This is a genomic window from Psychroflexus curvus, from assembly GCF_020164585.1.
Classification (GTDB): Bacteria; Bacteroidota; Bacteroidia; order Flavobacteriales; family Flavobacteriaceae; genus Psychroflexus; species Psychroflexus curvus.
This window is the reverse complement of record NZ_JAIQZF010000002.1, coordinates 80358-98563: the sequence shown is the minus strand read 5'-3', so window position 1 is coordinate 98563 and position 18206 is coordinate 80358. Positions and strand designations below refer to the sequence as shown.

The following is an 18206-nucleotide window of genomic DNA, read 5'->3' as shown; positions in this document are numbered from 1 at the left end:
TTACCTCAATTAATTTTAGGATTAGATAATCTGAAACTAATTTCGAAGCAATTTTTATTTAATTTTATCAACTAAACTTAAAATTTACTAAATGGAAGAATTTTGGCTATACCTCAAATTGGGATTTGAACACGTTTTGGATTGGAATGCTTACGATCACGTGCTTTTTCTAACTGCTTTAGTGGCGTCTTATTCTTTTCAACAAAGCAGAAAAGTGATATGGCTGGTTACGCTCTTCACCGTTGGTCATGTTTTATCTCTGGTCCTTTCAGCCTATAATATCTTGAACGTTGACAGAGATATGATTGAGTTTTTAATTCCTGTAAGTATTATTTTTACAGCAGTCTATAGCATTTTCACCGCTGGAAGAGTCAATGGAAAAGGCAAAACCAATCTTTTTTATTTTGTTACTTTCTTTTTTGGTCTGGTCCACGGCTTTGGGTTTTCTACACATTTCAATATGCTTGCCAAAGGGGCTGATAATATTTTCTTCATGCTGATAGAATTTGCACTTGGAATAGAGCTAGCTCAAATTTTGATAGTTTTTGTAGTTCTGCTTTTAGGTTTCATTGCTCAAAGAGTGTTCAGGTTTTCCAAGAGAGATTGGGTTTTAGTGATTTCTTCTATTGTGACAGGTATGACGGTGCCCATTCTTATAGATAACTGGATTTTTTAATTTTAAAAATCCAACAAATTAGAGTTTAAGTAAATTTAAGCAGGTTCTTAACGCTTGTGTAAAAGCATAAGTTTTATATTCGAATTTATTTTCGAATGACTACAGAAAAACAACTCAAATTTGATAAAGCTTACTTGCGTATTGCGCGGGAGTGGGGTAAGTTATCTCATTGCAAACGCAAACAAGTAGGTGCTATCATCGTTAAAGACCGTATGATCATTTCCGATGGTTATAACGGAACACCAAGTGGTTTTGACAATGCCTGCGAGGATGAAGAAGAACTGACTAAATGGTATGTTCTTCATGCTGAAGCAAATGCTATCCTTAAAGTAGCGGCTTCCACACAGTCGTCCAAAAACGCCACACTTTACATCGCATTGTCTCCTTGTAAAGAGTGTAGTAAGCTCATTCATCAGGCAGGTATCATTCGTGTAGTTTATCAGCGGGCATATAAAGACAACTCGGGTTTAGATTTTTTAAAAAAGGCCGGGGTACAACTAGAACATATTGAAGATCTTGAGGAATGAATAGGAGAATGAAAATAGTACTCCCGCTGCTTATGGCAGTGGTGTTTGTAGCTGGAATACTGCTTGGGGATATTTTGAGTTTTCAGGACAATTCCCTATCCAATTCTTCTTCCAAGAGACAAAAACTAAACAGACTCATCAATTTTATCGACAAAGAATATGTAGATGAAGTCAATACAGATAGTATTGTTGACATTACCGTCGCTTCTATTCTGGAAAATTTAGATCCTCACTCTGCTTATATTTCTAAACAGGAATACGATTTTGTTCAAGACAATATGCGGGGTGATTTTGTTGGCATCGGCATAAGTTTTTACACGATAAAAGATACCATTGTCGTCATAAGAACTTTGGAAAAAGGACCTGGCGAAAAAGCAGGGCTTGAAGCTGGAGACCGAATCTTATATGCAGATGCTGTTCCTTTATTTGGGAATAACATGACTAATGATTCTATTACAGGACTCCTGAAAGGACCTGCAAATTCTAAAGTCAATCTCAAAGTAAAACGATTAGGTGAAAACAATTTATTAGATTTTGAAATCAATAGAGGTGTTGTTCCTTTAAAAAGCGTAGACGCAGGCTATATGATAAATGACACTTTGGGATACATTAAAATCAATCGGTTTGCTGAATCCACTTACTCCGAATTTAAAGCCAAAATGAATCAATTTGCCACTTCAGAAATGAAAAGTGTCATACTCGATTTAAGAAATAATGGAGGTGGCTTCCTGAGACAAGCTACCCTTATTTTGGATGAGTTTATTGAAGATGGAAAATTGCTGCTGTTTACCAAAAACAAAAATGGTGACCTCAAAGAAACTTTTGCAAGCAAACTAGGGGATTACGGAGATCAAAATCTCTTTGTATTTATAGACGAAAAATCAGCTTCAGCCAGTGAAATTGTAGCAGGAGCGATTCAGGATAATGATAGAGGAATCATTATAGGTCGGCGATCTTTTGGCAAAGGACTTGTACAAAGAGAAATGAACCTTGGAGATGGAAGTGCAGTAAGACTAACTGTTGCAAGATATTATACGCCAACTGGGCGCTCTATACAACGGCCTTATGAAAATGGGAATAGTGAAGCTTATTATTCCGAATACATGGAACGCTATTCCAACGGTGAGCTCTTGAGTAAAGACAGTATCTCTACTGATGATTCCTTGAGGTATGAAACGCCAGAGGGAAACATTGTTTATGGTGGCGGAGGAATTATACCCGATATTTTTGTACCAAGGAACTCATCGCAGGATATTCAAGACATTAAGTTCATGTACGAAGGCGGAGTGATGGATCGATTTATTTTTGACTTGCTGGATGAAAATAGGAAATATTACAATTCGCTTTCTAAAAACGACTTTTTGGAAAGAAATCTGATTACTGAAGAAGTTTTAGACAGGTTTACGCGTTACCTCGGCAATTATGACATGAATTACAATTTTGATGATAGTAGCTACTTTTTAAAAAAACACCTAAAAGCGACCATGGCAAGACAATTGTTCGGAAGTGATCTTGCTGAAAAGATTTCCAACGAAAATGACCCTTATATAAAAAGAGTCCTGAAAATTAACTCTCCTGAAAATCCTGGACAGGCCCGCCTAGGTGTCTTAAACGGGCAAGCAGAATCAGAAGAAAAGCTTACAACAGACTAAAGGAGTATGAGGGATTTTGCTCAATTGGTAAAGGCAATAGACAGCACTAATAAAACCAATAGAAAGGTGGAAGCCTTGAGCGCATATTTCCTAAAAGCTTCAGAGGCTGATAAAGTCTGGACCATCGCCATTTTGTCTCACAGACGTCCACCAAGACCGGTAAATAGCACATTGATACGTAATTATGCTTCAGAATTAGCGGATATACCCTTATGGCTTTTTGAAGAATCCTATCACATCGTAGGCGACCTAGCAGAAACCATAGCTTTGGTCGTTCCTGAAAAAGTCAAAACCACCGAGAAAAGTTTAAGCCAATACCTACAAGAAATACTTCAGCTCAAACCAAAATCAGAAGAAGAAAAAAAACAATACCTCATCGAGAATTGGAGTCAGCTCAATTATTACGAACGCTTTGTGTTCACCAAATTGATTACCGGAGGGTTTCGAATAGGTGTGAGTCAGAAATTGATGACCCGCGCACTTTCCAAAGCCACAGGAATCGATGAAGATATTCTGGCGTTCAAACTGATGGGAAATTGGGATCCCAGCAAAATCTCCTATGCTGAATTAATACTGGAAGAAAATGAAGCCGATTACCTGTCCAAGCCGTATCCCTTTTATCTCGCTTATGCCATCGAAGAGGAGGCATCGGAACTCGGCAATCCTGCCGAGTGGATTGCAGAACACAAATGGGACGGTATCCGCTCGCAGCTCATTGTGAGAAAAGGACAGCTATTTGTGTGGAGTCGTGGCGAAGAATTGGTCACCGATAAATACCCGGAGTTTGAAGCTTTTACAGATGTTCTCCCCGATGGAACCGTTCTGGATGGCGAGATACTGCCTTATCCCGAAGACAGTATTGGGGACTTTAAAGACTTACAAACCAGAATTGGCCGTAAAACTGTCAGCAAAGCCCTTCTGAAAAAGTTACCGGTTATCCTGGAGGCTTACGACATACTTGAATACCAGGGAAAAGACATCCGCTCTACCCCTTTTGAAAAACGTCGAGAACTCCTGGATGAACTTTTCGCTGAGTATTCATCAAAAATAAAACCCTTTCATCTTTCTGAGACGATGCGGTTTTCGTCCTGGGAGGACATGGCAAAGGAGCGAGAGAAAGCAAGAGACATCAAGTCTGAAGGGCTCATGATAAAACGAGCCGATTCCAGCTATGGTGTGGGTCGTAAAAAAGGAGACTGGTGGAAATGGAAATCAGATCCCTTTAGTATTGATGCGGTGCTGACCTATGCCATGCGCGGACATGGTAGAAGAAGTAATCTATTTACAGATTACACTTTTGCGCTGTGGAATAACGATAAAACCGAGCTGGTTACATTTGCCAAAGCCTATTCTGGGCTTACCGATAAGGAGTTTAAAAAAGTAGATGCCTGGATTAAAAAAAATACCATCGAACGTTTTGGACCAGTGAGAAGTGTGGAACATGTGCATGTTTTCGAAATAGCTTTTGAGGGCATCGCCGAATCCAAACGGCACAAAAGTGGCATCGCCACTCGCTTCCCTAGAATTTTGCGCTGGAGACAGGACAAAAAAATTGGAGATGCGAATACCCTGGAAGATTTGAAAGCCATGATTCCTGAGTGAATGACGTAAAAGCAAATTAATTTGCTTTACTTTTATAGAAAAGAACGATTTTCGAATTAGTTTTTGTTTTTGATATCCTCAAGCATGAAAACATACTACGTCTACATATTACAATGCTCAGACCTGAAGACCTATACTGGCATAACCAATAATTTAAGCAGACGCCTAGAGGAACATCAAAACGGATTAAATAAAACATGCTTCACCTATAAAAGGAGACCTCTCAAGCTCATTTTCCACCAAGAATTTAACGATGTAGAACAAGCTATATATTTTGAAAAGAGAATTAAAAAATGTAGTGCAAGTAAAAAACATGCCTTAGCTAATGGAGATTTTGACTTGTTGCAGATCCTTTCTGAATGTAGAAATGCTACGCATTCTAAGTATAAGAATTAAGAATAGGTCTCGACTGCGCTCGACCTGACAAGCGCTGAAGCCTGTCTCGCCCTTACATCAAATGCATTTGTCATGACTATTCGAGAAACTTGTCATTAGCAATGACAAGGAGTAGGCGATTACTATGTCTCCTCGAGCGCAGTCGAGAGGTCAGCCCTATAAAAAACTATCTATTATCCTTCAGTTTTTTACGGTAAATAAAGTCATTTAAGGTCCAGGAAAAGATACCGTAAATCCCTCCTCCTACAAAAATGGATATGGCGAGTTGAACGAAAAAATCAGCATTGCTCAACTGTCCCCATTTGTCCCAGTAATTGATCACTAAATTGACTGCGAAAATCAAAATTCCAAAACCAACCCCGTGTTTGATGATGTATTTTGCTTTGCCCTGACTTTTAATTTTCTCCCAGTTGTCAACAAATTTTTTATCTGCTTCTTTCATAAATTTTATTTGGTTAAGTAAATCTTATCAACTTCTAAGTGAAATTCTTCTTCTTTTTTGTTCCCTATAAGGAAAGCAACTTCCCGAATCACATCAGCATTAAAGTCGGGCAAATTTAAGTTTCTTCCTCTATATCTCGGAGAAAAAGAGGATAGTTTTAGTTGAACAGTATTCCATTCCGAAGTCACCTTAAATTCATGGACATAAGAATGGGCTTCTTCTTCACCACTTTTCTTGATTCTGAACTGATAAATAGATGGGGTTCCCTTTACTCTAAGATTTACATAGGTAAAATCCTGAACATCCCTAATGATGGTCTCATGTCTAACTGAAGCAAAGCCTCCATTATTTTTAAGAGAAATCTGACCAGAAAAAATCGCATTTCCAGCATCGCTAAGTCGCATTGAACTTTGGGATAAACCGCCCATCACCCCATCATTCACGATTTGCCAGTCTGTTATGTTTTCTTTGGGTTCGAAATCATAAATAATATGTTGTTGTGCCATAGTTGCTGTAATTATAAAACAGAAGATTAAAGTTTTCATAGGAAGTCAATGTAAGAACTTTAAATTTAGTTATTTTAAATCTAAAATTCGAATTTATGACTCAAGTACTTTCAAAAACATATTTTGAAAATCCAGATGTTGTTTTTCTCGCCAGAGATTTGATTGGAAAACACTTAATCACACATATTGATGGCGTTGTCACTTCTGGAATCATCACAGAAACTGAAGCTTATGCAGGTCAGGGAGATAAAGCTTGTCACGCGCATCTTGGAAGGTTTACAGAGCGCACCAAAGTCATGTACGAATCTGGCGGAATTGCCTATGTGTATTTATGCTACGGGATTCATAACCTCTTCAATATAGTCACAAATACTCAGGGAAATGCAGATGCGATATTGATAAGAGCTATTGAACCCACTCAGGGTATCGACATCATGCAGGAACGACGGGGGAAAGCTGAATTTGACAAAAGCCTAACCTCCGGGCCTGGAAATGTGACCAAAGCTTTAGGCATCACCAAGTCGCATAACCAGCATAGTCTGACTGGTAATGACATCTGGATAGAAAATGTTGAGCAAAAGATTTCTACTATTGTAAAAACCACAAGAATTGGTATAGGTTATGCCAAAGAAGATGCAGAGTTGCCTTGGAGGTTTTACGATAAAGAGTCTAAATTCGTTTCAGTTAAATAAAAGCTTATGAAATTTAAATTCATCCTTTTCCTTTTTCTCCTGGTTACGCTAAGCGAGAATCTATATAGCCAGGACAAATTATTTTATAACAGAATTCATTATTTTGAACACCAGGAATGTCAGCATCCTATAGGAACGGTTATGAAAGACAAAGTCTTTTTTGCTAACAATGCAGACAATTCTTCTTTTTTAAATTTCAATAATTCTGAAAGTGATATCGCTTACGTCGACTTGGTCAATTATGGAAAGTATACCGCATTCGACCGATTTTTAAAAACTGCGTTTTTATCAGCAAATACAGTATCCATAGGATACAGGCAAGACGTTCCAAATATTTCTGAATCCATCAAAGATGCAAGAAAACAATTTAGACTGGACAAGGTGAAAGACACTATCATAAATGATAAAACACTAAAGCACATTCGTATTGAACCAAAAGATACCTTAGTTCATCGCTTTGAGTCGTATAACATTTTGATAAATAAGGATACTGAAACTGAAATCCCTCTTTATACTTCACCAGAAATTTATTTCCTTTTAAAAGGAAGTCTTAAGGATTTAAAAGGAACAGTAATAGAAACTTATTTTATCGACTTACAGGGCTATTGGTTTTGCCGCGATGTTCTGGCTGGATTTGAAGTAATTAACAAGCGGGTGATTGTGAAGTGATAATTACTCCAAGGCAGAGGCATCGGAGGTGTTTTTTTGATTATCAACTCAAGCCGCTTTCCGAACTGTAAGTTCTGTAAACTGATTTTTACAGGTATTCGGTTAGCCTTGAATATATTTTTTAGGCGTAGTTCCGAATTTCTTTTTGAAGGCCGAAATAAAATGACTGGCAGTAGAATAACCAATACTTAATCCCACTTCATTAACATTATGCTGCCCTTTTTCCAGTAACTTCCTGGCATAATCCATTTTATAATCAAAAAGAAAAGAAAACACCGTATCGCCGTAAATTTCTTTAAATCCTTCCTTCAGCTTTTTTAAACTTAAGCCAACCTCATCGGCCAGTTGCTGCAAAGTAGGTGGCTCAGTCATACGTTGTAAAATAATACTTTTGGCCAATTTAATTTTCTTCACATTGACTTCATCATCCAAAAATGGACATTGTTCAATATCTGCTTCAGCAGGTCGATTGAAATAAAGCCCTATCAATTCATAAGCTTTCCCTTTCAGGTATATTTTTCTGACGGAAGGATGCAAATTGAAGTTCAGTATCTGACTTAAAATCACCGCCATGGCTGGTGAAACCATAACTTCTTTATAGAATTTTTTATCGCGATTGTCTTCGGTTAAGAAATCGATATAATTAGCTTCTGCTGAAAATAGAGTGTGGAGTTTTTTAATAGAAATCAAAATGGAAACCGACCAAGATTCTGACATAGCTTCCAGATTAACGGGTAAATCTCTCTCCGGGTTATAAAGCAATAACGAACTGTCTTCCTTTATATTCAGAGCATAACGACCTTCATTAAAATTGAATTTAATTTCACCTTTAGCACAAAAGTGAAACTGAATAAAGTCTGCGCTTATATGATGTGTTATGCATTCTTCACGCTCAGAATCGTTTTTAATGGACAAGATAGATATGCCTTCTTCAATCTCGATAAATTGTTCTGAACCTCTAGCGTTATTTTTCTCTGACATTAAGGCCATTTGTGATCGTTTATTATTTAGAACGGTTCTAATTAAACCAGGTCTAACTCGTTATCATTACTACAAAAATACTTAATTGTACTGATATTTGTCATATTTCAATTAAAAATACGTCAAACGACAAAAAAGGAACTTTTAGCGTTATTTTTAACTATGCTTATATTCTAGTTTTGTACACCATATTTTCTGGAATCAAAGAATGCAAAAATACAACGTCTCTAAACATAAAAACTTTTACGTCATAGGTATCAGCTATCAAAAAGCAGATGCGGAAACTAGAGGTAAATTTAATTTAAACATAGACCAAAGAAAAGCTTTGCTGGGCAAGGCTAAATCTATTGGCCTTAATTCTATTATGGTTTCTTCTACTTGTAACAGGACAGAAGTTTACGGATTTGCAGACCAGGAAGAAGTGCTTATCGACCTGCTTTGTGAATTTAGTATTGGAGATCAGACTACTTTTACCAAAAGTGGATATATTTTAGAAAATAGAACTGCAATCAATCATATGTTTCGCGTTGGAGGTGGGCTAGACAGTCAAATCCTTGGAGATTTTGAGATTATAAGTCAGATTAAATCAGCTTTCACGTTATCCAAGAAAGAGGCAATGATCAATCATTTTATGGAACGTCTTGTCAATTCAGTTATTCAGGCAAGCCGTAGAATCAAAAATGAAACTAAACTATCCTCAGGAGCAACTTCGGTTTCTTTTGCTTCGGTTCAATATATTTTAGATCACATCAATCACGTTTCTGATAAAAAGATCTTATTGTTTGGAACTGGCAAAATAGGTCGGAATACCTGCGAAAATTTAGTGAAACACACCAGTAATAAAAACATTACCTTAATCAACAGAACTAAGGATAAAGCTGAAGAAATCGCTGGTAAATTCAATTTGATTGTTAGAGATTTTTCTGAATTGCAATCAGAAATACGTTCTACAGATATTTTGATTGTAGCCACTGGTGCACAAACTCCAACTATCACCAAAGAATTGATTTATCCGAAAAAAGACCTTTTGGTTTTAGATCTTTCCATTCCCAAAAATGTTGCTGAAGATGTGGAAGGCATGACCAATGTGAAGCTGCTTCACCTGGATCATCTCTCTCAACTTACCGATGAAAATTTGTCTAAAAGAAAAGCTTTTATCCCCGATGCGGAAGCTATTATTGAAGATGTAAAAGCTGAATTTGACGAGTGGCTGGACACCAGAAAATTTGCGCCTACCATAAAAGCTTTGAAAGAAAAATTTAAAATTTTTCAAGAAGAAGAACTGGATTACCAGGGCAAAAAAAATGATCAATTTGATAAAGAACAAGCTGAACTCATCAGCGATCGCGTAATCCACAAGATTACTAGAAGTTTTGCAAGCCACTTGAGAAGCGCCAATGGTTCTACCGAAGACAGCATCGCTTTACTCAAAAAGGTCTTCGAACTGGAAACTGACTCTGATAAGTCTTAAATTACTCTCCAATAACTCAATTTATGTCAAAAACTATACGGATAGGAACTCGTGATAGTGAGCTGGCCTTGTGGCAGGCTCACAAAGTAAAATCACTCCTGGAACGTGAAGGCTATACCCCCATTCTTAAACCTGTCAAATCTACTGGAGACCTCAATCTGGAGCAACCGCTTTACGAAATGGGAATTACGGGAATCTTCACTAAAACCCTGGATGTCGCCCTCATCAAAGGCGAGATTGATATTGCCGTGCATTCTATGAAAGATGTACCCACGGCCTTACCGAAAGGCGTTCTGGAAGCGGCTGTCTTACCAAGAGCCAACACAAGTGATATCCTTATTCATAAAGGATTGGAGGATTTTTCTGCAGCCAAAACGATTGCAACAGGAAGCTTGAGAAGAAAAGCGCAGTGGCTTAGCAAATACCCTAATCATGAAGTTGTCAACTTAAGAGGAAATGTAAATACGCGTATGAAAAAGCTTGAGGACAGCGACTGGGCGGGAGCTATATTTGCAGCAGCGGGACTTGAGCGTATCGATTTAAAGCCAGAAAACCACATCGAACTCGACTGGATGATTCCTGCACCTGCTCAGGGCGCGATGCTGGTCGTCACCATGGAGTCAAATTCAGTTTGCAAAACGGCTTTAAGCCCTATAAACCACACTGAAACCGCTTTGGCCGTCAAAGTAGAAAGAGAGTTTCTGAAAACTTTAGAAGGCGGCTGCACGGCTCCTATTGGAGCTTTAGCAACAATTGACGGTGATGTTCTAAGCCTGAAAGCTGGATTGTTTAGTCTGGATGGAAAGGAAAGTTACCTTATCGAAGAATCTACCGCATTAGACAAAGTCGATGGCTTTGGCAGACGCTGTGCTGAACTGGTTTTGAGTCAAGGCGGAGATCAACTCATGCAGGAACTTAGGAGCATATTGTAGTAACGGCAAACTACACTAATGATTTATAACTCATCTGTATCAAAATGATTATCCAATACGTATTTTGTGTAAATTTTCACGTGAAGACCGTTAAGTTATTCGCAAAGAGCGCGAATTTATATGGTGATGATAATCTATAATTTCCGCTTCTTTGCGTTTATTTCTTGGTGAACCCTGTCAGCCGAAGTGACACACAGGCAGGTATGCGCGAAATAAAACCTTGAATGTTCATGTTTAAAACAGACTAGTAGCCTGAGTTAGATAAATAAAGTTTAAGCTAAATAATTGATTATGAATTATCACACCCTCCTTTCTCGAAGCTTCGGGACTCCCTCTACGGAGGAAATATTAGTTGCGGTTATCCCCCTTAGAGGGGATTATTGGGGTGTATTTTTTTAAACTCTAAAACTTACTTTTTTAAAATTTTGAAAATAAATCAACTCTAAATCGAATTCAGACTACTAAATTCCAACTATTCAAATTAATATAAAATGCCTTCTGTCCTTTCTACAAAATTACTATCGCCTTCTCAGAAAAACCTGCTTTTGAATGCAGACTTAGGTCTTACTGAATACAATGCGATACAAACGAGAGCATTGGAACTACCAAAATCCATTTCCGAAGAACCTTACCCAAATGCCATAATTACCAGTCAAACGACGGTTGAGTTAATCCAAAATTTCAAAATCAAAACCTGCTTTTGTGTGGGTGAAAAAACAGCTTTAAAATTGAAATCCTGTGGGTTTCACGTCGAAATCATCACAGAAAATGGAGAAGACTTGGCTCAAAACATCATCGAAAGTTATTCAGAACATTCGTTTACTTTTTTTGGAAGCCTGCAACGAAGGCCTGAACTTTCTGAAACGCTCAAAAAAGCTGAAGTCAGCCTAAGAGAGATTTTTGTTTACGACACCCTCAAGACACCTAAATCTTTCAAACGAACCTTCGATGCTGTGCTGTGTTTTAGCCCTTCTGGCGTGGATAGTTTTTTTAAAGGAAACCCGGCTTCAACCTCCAAACTAATATGCATCGGAGAAACCACAGCCAGACAGGCACAACTCTATTCTAAATCTGTTTTTATATCCACCAGAACCAGTGTAGAGAGTGTGATTGTAAAAGCGGTGAAAGTCCTGAAGTAAACCTTTTTTCTTTTAGCTTTATCCCGGACCATATGGCGTACCTAACGGCACGCTGACCCTGTTTCGTTTTAGGTTTTACCAAAATATAGTCCCTAACGGGACAGGCTGAGTAGTTACTGGTTTTATGGTGTTGGTGACTTAACGTATACGTGGCATATCAGACTCAATTTCAAGCCATAACTATGAGAAGCGCTTTGATTGACTTGTCTCGATAGTAACTATATATAGGTAATAGAGAAAGCCACCGGCAGCATCTTGTGCCTTTAGGTACAAAATATAAATACCCAATAAGCAACACCCCAGATCATACTTCAAACCTAGCAGTAAGCTGACCTCATTATGTCTTAAGTTTTGAAGTAAACCCTTTTTCATTGGCTTTATCCCAAACCATATAGCGTACCTAACGGCACGCTGACCCTGTTTCGTTTTAGGTTTTACCAAACTTTAGTCCCTAACGGGACAGGCTGAGTAGTTATTTATTATATGGGGTTCATGAACTTAACATAGGCTTGGCATATCAGACTCAACTTTAAGCCAGCGCTTTGATTACATTGTCTCGTTAGAGACTGTATATAGGTAATAGAGAAAGCCACCAGCACCACCTTGTGCCTTTAGGTACAAAATATAAATACCCAATAAGCAACACCCCAGATCATACTACAGAGCTAGCAGTAAGCTGACCTCATTATGTCTTAAGTTTTGAAGTAAACCTTTTTTCATTGGCTTTATCCCAAACCATATAGCGTACCTAACGGCACGCTAACCCTATTTCGTTTTAGATTTTACCAAACTTTAGTCCCTAACGGGACAGGCTGAGTAGTTATTTATTATATGGGGTTCATGAACTTAACATAGGCTTGGCATATCAGACTCAACTTTAAGCCAGCGCTTTGATTACATTGTCTCGTTAGAGACTTTATATAGGTACTAGAGAAGGCCAACGGCAGCATCTTGTGCCTTTAGGTACAAAATATGAAAACCCAATAAGCAACACCACCAAATCATACTACAGACTAGCAGTAAGCTGACCTTGTTATGTCTTAAGTTTAACCGTAGCTTCTCCCTAGCTGAACAAGCACAGCTTTATTTATATCCACCAAAAGCAATGAAAGTCCTGAAATAAAGAACTAGTCTTCTAGCTTTACCTCAACCCAAACTAGTCTGTGGTCTGAGCTTGCTTCTCTGTCCAGCATTAATTCATGCAAAGCTTCACCTTCCACTGGCCAGAACACACCATAATCAACGACATTTAAATCTGTGGAAGGAAGGACATAATCTGCTCTTAATTTCCAAGAAGCGGTGTGGTATTTCCCGTTGGTGTTATCGGGACTTAGTAGCTTACCCCCTTTGCTGGAGGGTGTAAACCCATTATTCACTCTGGGATGATTTAACAGATCGCTTATGCCTTGTGTAATGGCGCTACCTTCATCTGGAGAAGCGTTTAAATCTCCCATGATTACGAAGGCCTCTGGCCCCAGTGGAGCGGTTTTGCCCTTATCATCATAAATATAAGCGCCTCGGTTTTCATCGATATAGTGTTTCCAAAATCTAATTTCATCGTGGTTCCTTTTGCCATTTCTATCTTCCTCCCCATCAAAACCAGGCGGAGTAGGATGACTGGCAAGGACATGTACCGTTTTATCACCAATTTTTATAGGCACATCCCAGTGCGATTTGGAAGACAGTCTAAAGGCATCCCAGGCTTCATCACTGTAAAAATTATCCCCGTCTGCCGTTTTGGTTTCCAGATAATTGGGCATATCCTTCCACTTGAACTGCTGAAAGGTGCGGATGTTCGTTTTGTCGATGGGGTATTTTGATAGCAATACCATACCATAATGGCCGGGGTATCTGCCATAACCATAAGCATCGTTTGCAGTACCTTCAAACTTGCCATCTCCGTTAAAGTCAAATGGAGTTTCTAGTCCTGTGTTGGAGGTAGAATAGTAATAGTAAGGATAGTCAATAGCTTTGGCTTCTCCCTGAGGTACTTTTAAATAAGCATCAATAAATTGCTCAACGCCCTGCTTGGGGTTTTCGATATAGTCAAATTCATTGAGCAAGATCACATCCGGTCTTTTGGTCTGTATGATGTTGGCAATATTTTTTATATGTTGACTTTTTCCACTCGCTAGCTCATCTATTAATACCTGTGAAGAAACCCCATCAGCATACCTGCCCAGATAGTTCTCGGATTCCATACTTACGTTGAACGTCGCAAAGGTGATTTGAATGGGCTCATCTTCAGAAGTTGCCTCCTTACACTGAACCAAAAGCAGGAATACGACCACTAAAGACAACCTATTTATATAAGACATAGCAACATAACTTAAGACTGCAATTTTACAATATAAATACATAGCCCCCAATTTAAATTGGAGGCTATAGGTATTTTAATAAGGGCTAAGGGTTATAGCAATAATCGAAAAATCCCGCTGATGAGCGGGATTTTAGATTCAAAGGAGATATAATTTATTCGAAATCGGCATCAGTTACGCCTTCGTTTAATTTCACTTCTTCTATTTTAATTTCAATGGTTTGTGGTCCAAAATTTTGATTTAACATCATTGGAACCATTACTCCATTCTTTTCAGAATAATCCAAATATGAAACTGTAGAGGTCATTTTTTGACCCATTTGTTCTGCAGTGGTTTCAGTAGCAAGTTTCAAACCAGAGTTTACACTATAGAATTCTCTAACATTATCTGTAAGCTTTACAACATAAGCATCTTCGCCATTTACTGACTCAATACCAACAAGTTCTGCTCCTTCTGAAACACTTAATTCAGGAAAGAGGCCAGAAGTTACTTTGGTGTCTCTGATTTGTTGTTCAGTCATATCCATTTTTTGACCCTGAGCAGCTGCATAACCTTTTTCTCCGTCAAAAACTTGCTTGCTCAACGTCATTCCATTCATTTCTACAAGTGTAAGAGATTTTCCTCCTTTAGCCGATTTACTTGTAAAAGATAAGGTCATGCCTTGAACGCTAGCATTGCCTTTCATCATCATAGAATTAACATTGGACACGGCTTCTTCACCACCAATAGCGCTGATGTAGTCGTTGTAAACAGTCTCAACTGATACACCTTCTGGGAGTTCTTTTTTGTACTCAGGTTTTTCTACATTCTCGGTCTCTTTATTAAAGTATAACACAGGAATTTCCTTTCCTTTAAATTCTACTTTTTCAAGATTTTCAATCACTTCAGACCCTTTTCCTGCTATAACGATTTGCATTTGATCATCCTTCAAATACTTTTGAGCAACTCTTTGAACATCATCCTGAGTCACCGCATTGATTTTCTCAAGATAAGTCTCGTAGAAATCCTTGTCTAGTCCTTCAGTCTCTATATTTAAAGCATAGTTAGCAACTGTAGAAGGTTGTTCTAGTCTCATTACAAATGAGCCCGCAAATTTCTTTTTGGTATCTTCTAATTTATCAGCATCCACTTTTTCGTTACGGATTCTATCAATTTCTTTCATAAATTCCACAACAGCACTATCAGTTACAGCGTTTCTTACACTTGCAGAAGCTCTAAATCTTGAAGCATAACGACTGTCTCCAACACTGGAACGAGCACCGTAAGTATAGCCCTTATCTTCTCTTAAATTCATGTTGAGGTAACTACCAAAACTTCCCCCTAAGATTTGATTCATGACTATCACAGGGAAGTAGTCTTCGTCCGCCATTTGTAAATCCACTGTATTTTGAACAATAATTTCACTTTGTACAGCATTTGGCATATCTACAAAGTCAATCTGCGTGTATTGAGCAGGAGATACTTCTGGTATTGTAGTACTAGGCGGTGTTGCCTTTTTCCATTTCCCAAATGTCTTTTTCACAATCTTCTTGGCTTCTTTTGTAGTGATGTCACCAACGATAACTAAATAGGCATCCTCTGGAACAAAGTAATTTCTGTAAGCATTCTCAACGTCATCTAGCGTAATATCTTCTACTGTTTCTACAGAGACATATTGTCCGTAAGGATGATTAGGCCCGTAAGCCAAACTACTACTTAGTCTGTTAGCAATAGTTCCTACATCTTTTTGGCTGGATTTCAAGCCTTCAATAAGCTTATCTTTTTCACTTTCAAATTCCTCTTGTACAAACTTTGGCATAAGAGCACCTTCTGCCATTAACTCCATAATTCTAGGGAAAAATTTAGATAGTGAACTTGCATAAGCACTTTCAGCCCCAAAACTGATACTTGCTCCTAAAAAATCGATTTCTTCGTTAAATTCATCTTTTGATGTTTTTTCTGTCCCTGTACCTAGAAGGCTAGACACCATAGCCTGTGTGCCAGGTTTTTTCTCTGTGTAAGGTTTGTTGTCTATAATAAGGCTTGCAGAAACTCTGGGAAGCTTATCGTTTTCTACAACAAGAACTTTTAAGCCGTTTTTTAAAGTAAATGTATCTGGCTCTCCAATATTTACAGTTGGAGCAGGGCCTGGTTTTGGCATTTGAGATCTGTCGATTTGAGCAGACAGACTCGTGCCAACCAGGCATACTAATAATAGTGCAATTATCTTTTTCATTGTGATATGTTTATTCGTTTGGTTCAGGTAAATAATCTAACTCCAGTCTTTTGTTCTCTTGCAAATATTTGTTTGCTACCTCTCTTATTTCCTCTCTGGTAATGCTTCTGTAGATATCGATTTCTTCGTTGATTAAATCGGTGTTTCCATAAAGCATTTGATAGGTTGCTAAAGAAGAAGCTATGCCTTGGATGCTGGCATTTGAGTTTACAAATCTATTCTCAAATTTATTCTGAAGTTTTTGATACTCTCTTTCTGAAATTAAATCCGTTTGAAGTTTTACGATTTCCTCATCCATAACATCTCTTAATTTTGAAAGCTCTACATCTCCAAGAGGCAAAGCTCCGATTAAGTAAGTTCCGTAATCTTCCTGACTTCTTGCAAAAGCTAATACCTGTAGAGCAATTTTTTCATCGTCTACCATTCTCTTATACATTCTTGAACTCTTTCCATCAGTTAATACTGAAGAAATCATATCCAATATATAAGCGTCTCTATCCTTCATGGAAGGTGTTCTGTAAACTAATGCTGTAAGTGGCAATTGAATATTGCTATCATAATCTGTAGCTATTATTTTTTCTTCAATTGGGTCTTCTGTGATATCAACTCTTTCCACTTTTGGCCCTGATGCAATAGGTCCAAAGTAATCTTTCACCATCTTTTTGGTTTCGGAAATGTTGATATCTCCGGCTACAACGAGAGTTGCATTATTCGGATTATAATATTTGTCAAAGAAATCCTTGAATTCATCTAGTTCTGCAGCATCAAGGTCTGCCATAGTGCCTATGACGGAGTTTTTGTATGGATGCTTATCGAACATATAAGGGTTAATTCCTGTAGAATAGATCACTTTACCATAAGGGGCATTGTCAATTCTGGATCTTTTTTCCTCTTTTACCACCTCATTTTGAGTTTCAACTCCTATGTCATTGATAACAGGATGTAACATACGTTCAGACTCCATCCATAATCCCAGCTCTAAAGCATTGGAAGGAAAAGTCTCGTAATAGTAAGTTCTGTCTTGAGTCGTGTTCGCGTTATTACTTCCACCGTTGGCAGAAACAATATTGAACCACTCTCCTCTTTCAATGTTTTCGGTCCCTTCAAAAAGAAGATGTTCGAAGAAATGGGCAAAACCCGTTCTTCCAGGAGCTTCGTCTTTTGCACCAACGTGGTACATCACACCAACTGTAACAACTGGCGCTGTGTTATCTTGATGCAAGATCACATGCAAACCGTTGTCCAAGTCGTATTCTGTAAATTCCACCTGCTGAGCCTGAGCCAGAGTGATGAAAAATACAAAAACAGATAACATAATAGTCTTAGTCATTTTTCTTTTATTTAGATTATGATTAATAGGTCTAAAAATAAACTATTTGTTACAGAAATTTATTATTTAATTCCTTTTTTGTTAAGACTTAAGACTTTATTAATTCTTGTAGATAATTACTTTCCGTTCGAAAATTTAATATATTAGCGTTTAAAACATAAAAAATGAATCGATTTGTACTTTCTGTAAGATTTGGAATAGCCTTGGCATCCTCTTTAATAGCCTATTTTATGGTTTTGTCCTTATTTGGCTTACACACCAATCCATTTTTTAGTTTATTTAATGGAGTGATTACTGGTTTTGCTATATATGAAGCTATAAGATATAAAAGAATAGAATTAAAATCCGATTATAGCTATACAGAGGGATTTCAAGCTGGAATAGTGACAGGATTTCTGGCTACTGTTCTTTTTACTATTTTTATGGCTGTATATGTCACAGAAGTAGATCCAAATTTCATAGGTAATATCGCTGAAACTTTTTCTAAGTCCTATAATATTGGGGTTGGTGTATTTAGTTTTACTGTATTATTATCTGGATTTGCCACTACTGTAGTTCTAACGCTCTCCTTTATGCAACTCTTTAAGCACAAATTGAAGGGGTAGTATTTTTCAATGTAATATTTTGTTGACAGTTATTTTTAAAGTACTATATTTGC

17 protein-coding genes are annotated in these 18206 nt (G+C 37.7%); 11 read left to right on the top strand and 6 right to left on the bottom strand.

Translation table 11 applies throughout. From position 1 onward, the window contains the following. Window positions 1-91: 91 nt before the first annotated feature. From LB450_RS02670 to LB450_RS02650, 5 genes are all read left to right on the top strand, one after another. Window positions 92-676: a HupE/UreJ family protein gene (locus LB450_RS02670; protein ID WP_224486312.1), complete on the top strand. Its 585-nt coding sequence runs from the start codon at window positions 92-94 to the stop codon at window positions 674-676. Between the two features lie 95 nt (window positions 677-771). Then, complete coding sequence (locus LB450_RS02665; protein WP_224486311.1) at window positions 772-1203, top strand: deoxycytidylate deaminase; 432 nt, start codon at window positions 772-774, stop codon at window positions 1201-1203. Next, complete coding sequence (locus tag LB450_RS02660) at window positions 1200-2855, top strand: S41 family peptidase (RefSeq protein WP_224486310.1); 1656 nt, start codon at window positions 1200-1202, stop codon at window positions 2853-2855. The genes LB450_RS02665 and LB450_RS02660 overlap by 4 nt, the downstream gene beginning before the upstream one ends. 6 nt (window positions 2856-2861) lie before the next feature. Further along, complete coding sequence (locus LB450_RS02655) at window positions 2862-4457, top strand: ATP-dependent DNA ligase (RefSeq protein WP_224486309.1); 1596 nt, start codon at window positions 2862-2864, stop codon at window positions 4455-4457. 84 nt (window positions 4458-4541) lie between these two features. Beyond that, on the top strand, window positions 4542-4853 hold the full coding sequence (locus LB450_RS02650; RefSeq protein WP_224486308.1) for a GIY-YIG nuclease family protein: 312 nt from the start codon (window positions 4542-4544) through the stop codon (window positions 4851-4853). Window positions 4854-5019: 166 nt separating this feature from the next. On the opposite strand, the gene LB450_RS02645 is transcribed toward LB450_RS02650, so the two are convergent. Both LB450_RS02645 and LB450_RS02640 read right to left on the bottom strand, forming a co-directional pair. Then, the gene (locus tag LB450_RS02645) at window positions 5020-5295 is read right to left on the bottom strand and encodes a hypothetical protein (RefSeq protein WP_224486307.1); all 276 of its coding nucleotides are present in this window, start codon (window positions 5293-5295) and stop codon (window positions 5020-5022) included. A gap of 5 nt (window positions 5296-5300) precedes the next feature. Next, window positions 5301-5801, bottom strand: coding sequence for a CIA30 family protein (locus tag LB450_RS02640; RefSeq protein ID WP_224486306.1), 501 nt, complete (start codon window positions 5799-5801; stop codon window positions 5301-5303). Between the two features lie 95 nt (window positions 5802-5896). On the opposite strand from LB450_RS02640, the gene LB450_RS02635 reads away from it, so the two are divergent. After that, window positions 5897-6493 carry a DNA-3-methyladenine glycosylase gene (locus LB450_RS02635; protein WP_224486305.1) on the top strand — a complete coding sequence of 199 codons (597 nt, stop codon included), beginning with the start codon at window positions 5897-5899 and terminating at the stop codon, window positions 6491-6493. 6 nt (window positions 6494-6499) lie between these two features. Beyond that, window positions 6500-7162, top strand: a complete 663-nt coding sequence (locus tag LB450_RS02630; RefSeq protein ID WP_224486304.1) for a hypothetical protein — start codon at window positions 6500-6502, stop codon at window positions 7160-7162. 102 nt (window positions 7163-7264) lie between these two features. Here the strand turns inward: LB450_RS02630 and LB450_RS02625 are convergent, their stop codons facing one another. After that, window positions 7265-8152: an AraC family transcriptional regulator gene (locus LB450_RS02625; RefSeq protein WP_224486303.1), complete on the bottom strand. Its 888-nt coding sequence runs from the start codon at window positions 8150-8152 to the stop codon at window positions 7265-7267. Window positions 8153-8351: 199 nt separating this feature from the next. On the opposite strand from LB450_RS02625, the gene hemA reads away from it, so the two are divergent. The 3 genes from hemA (at window position 8352) to LB450_RS02610 (ending at window position 11685) form a co-directional block, all read left to right on the top strand. Further along, a complete protein-coding gene (gene hemA, locus LB450_RS02620; RefSeq protein WP_224486302.1) occupies window positions 8352-9614 on the top strand; it encodes a glutamyl-tRNA reductase in 1263 nt (420 codons plus the stop codon). 23 nt (window positions 9615-9637) lie between these two features. Next, complete coding sequence (gene hemC / locus LB450_RS02615) at window positions 9638-10546, top strand: hydroxymethylbilane synthase (RefSeq protein ID WP_224486301.1); 909 nt, start codon at window positions 9638-9640, stop codon at window positions 10544-10546. A 491-nt stretch (window positions 10547-11037) separates the two neighbouring features. Next, entirely contained in the window at window positions 11038-11685 is a 648-nt protein-coding gene (locus LB450_RS02610; RefSeq protein WP_224486300.1) for a uroporphyrinogen-III synthase, read from the top strand. A gap of 1127 nt (window positions 11686-12812) precedes the next feature. Here LB450_RS02610 and LB450_RS02605 read toward each other — a convergent pair. The 3 genes from LB450_RS02605 to LB450_RS02595 form a co-directional block, all read right to left on the bottom strand. Continuing rightward, window positions 12813-14045, bottom strand: a complete 1233-nt coding sequence (locus tag LB450_RS02605; RefSeq protein ID WP_224486299.1) for an endonuclease/exonuclease/phosphatase family protein — start codon at window positions 14043-14045, stop codon at window positions 12813-12815. Window positions 14046-14157: 112 nt separating this feature from the next. Continuing rightward, window positions 14158-16218, bottom strand: coding sequence for a M16 family metallopeptidase (locus LB450_RS02600; RefSeq protein WP_224486298.1), 2061 nt, complete (start codon window positions 16216-16218; stop codon window positions 14158-14160). Between the two features lie 10 nt (window positions 16219-16228). Continuing rightward, the gene (locus LB450_RS02595; protein WP_224486297.1) at window positions 16229-17548 is read right to left on the bottom strand and encodes a M16 family metallopeptidase; all 1320 of its coding nucleotides are present in this window, start codon (window positions 17546-17548) and stop codon (window positions 16229-16231) included. A gap of 164 nt (window positions 17549-17712) precedes the next feature. Here LB450_RS02595 and LB450_RS02590 point away from each other — a divergent pair, with 164 nt between their 5' ends. Next, window positions 17713-18153, top strand: a complete 441-nt coding sequence (locus LB450_RS02590; protein ID WP_224486296.1) for a DUF4199 domain-containing protein — start codon at window positions 17713-17715, stop codon at window positions 18151-18153. The last annotated feature ends 53 nt before the right edge of the window (window positions 18154-18206 follow it).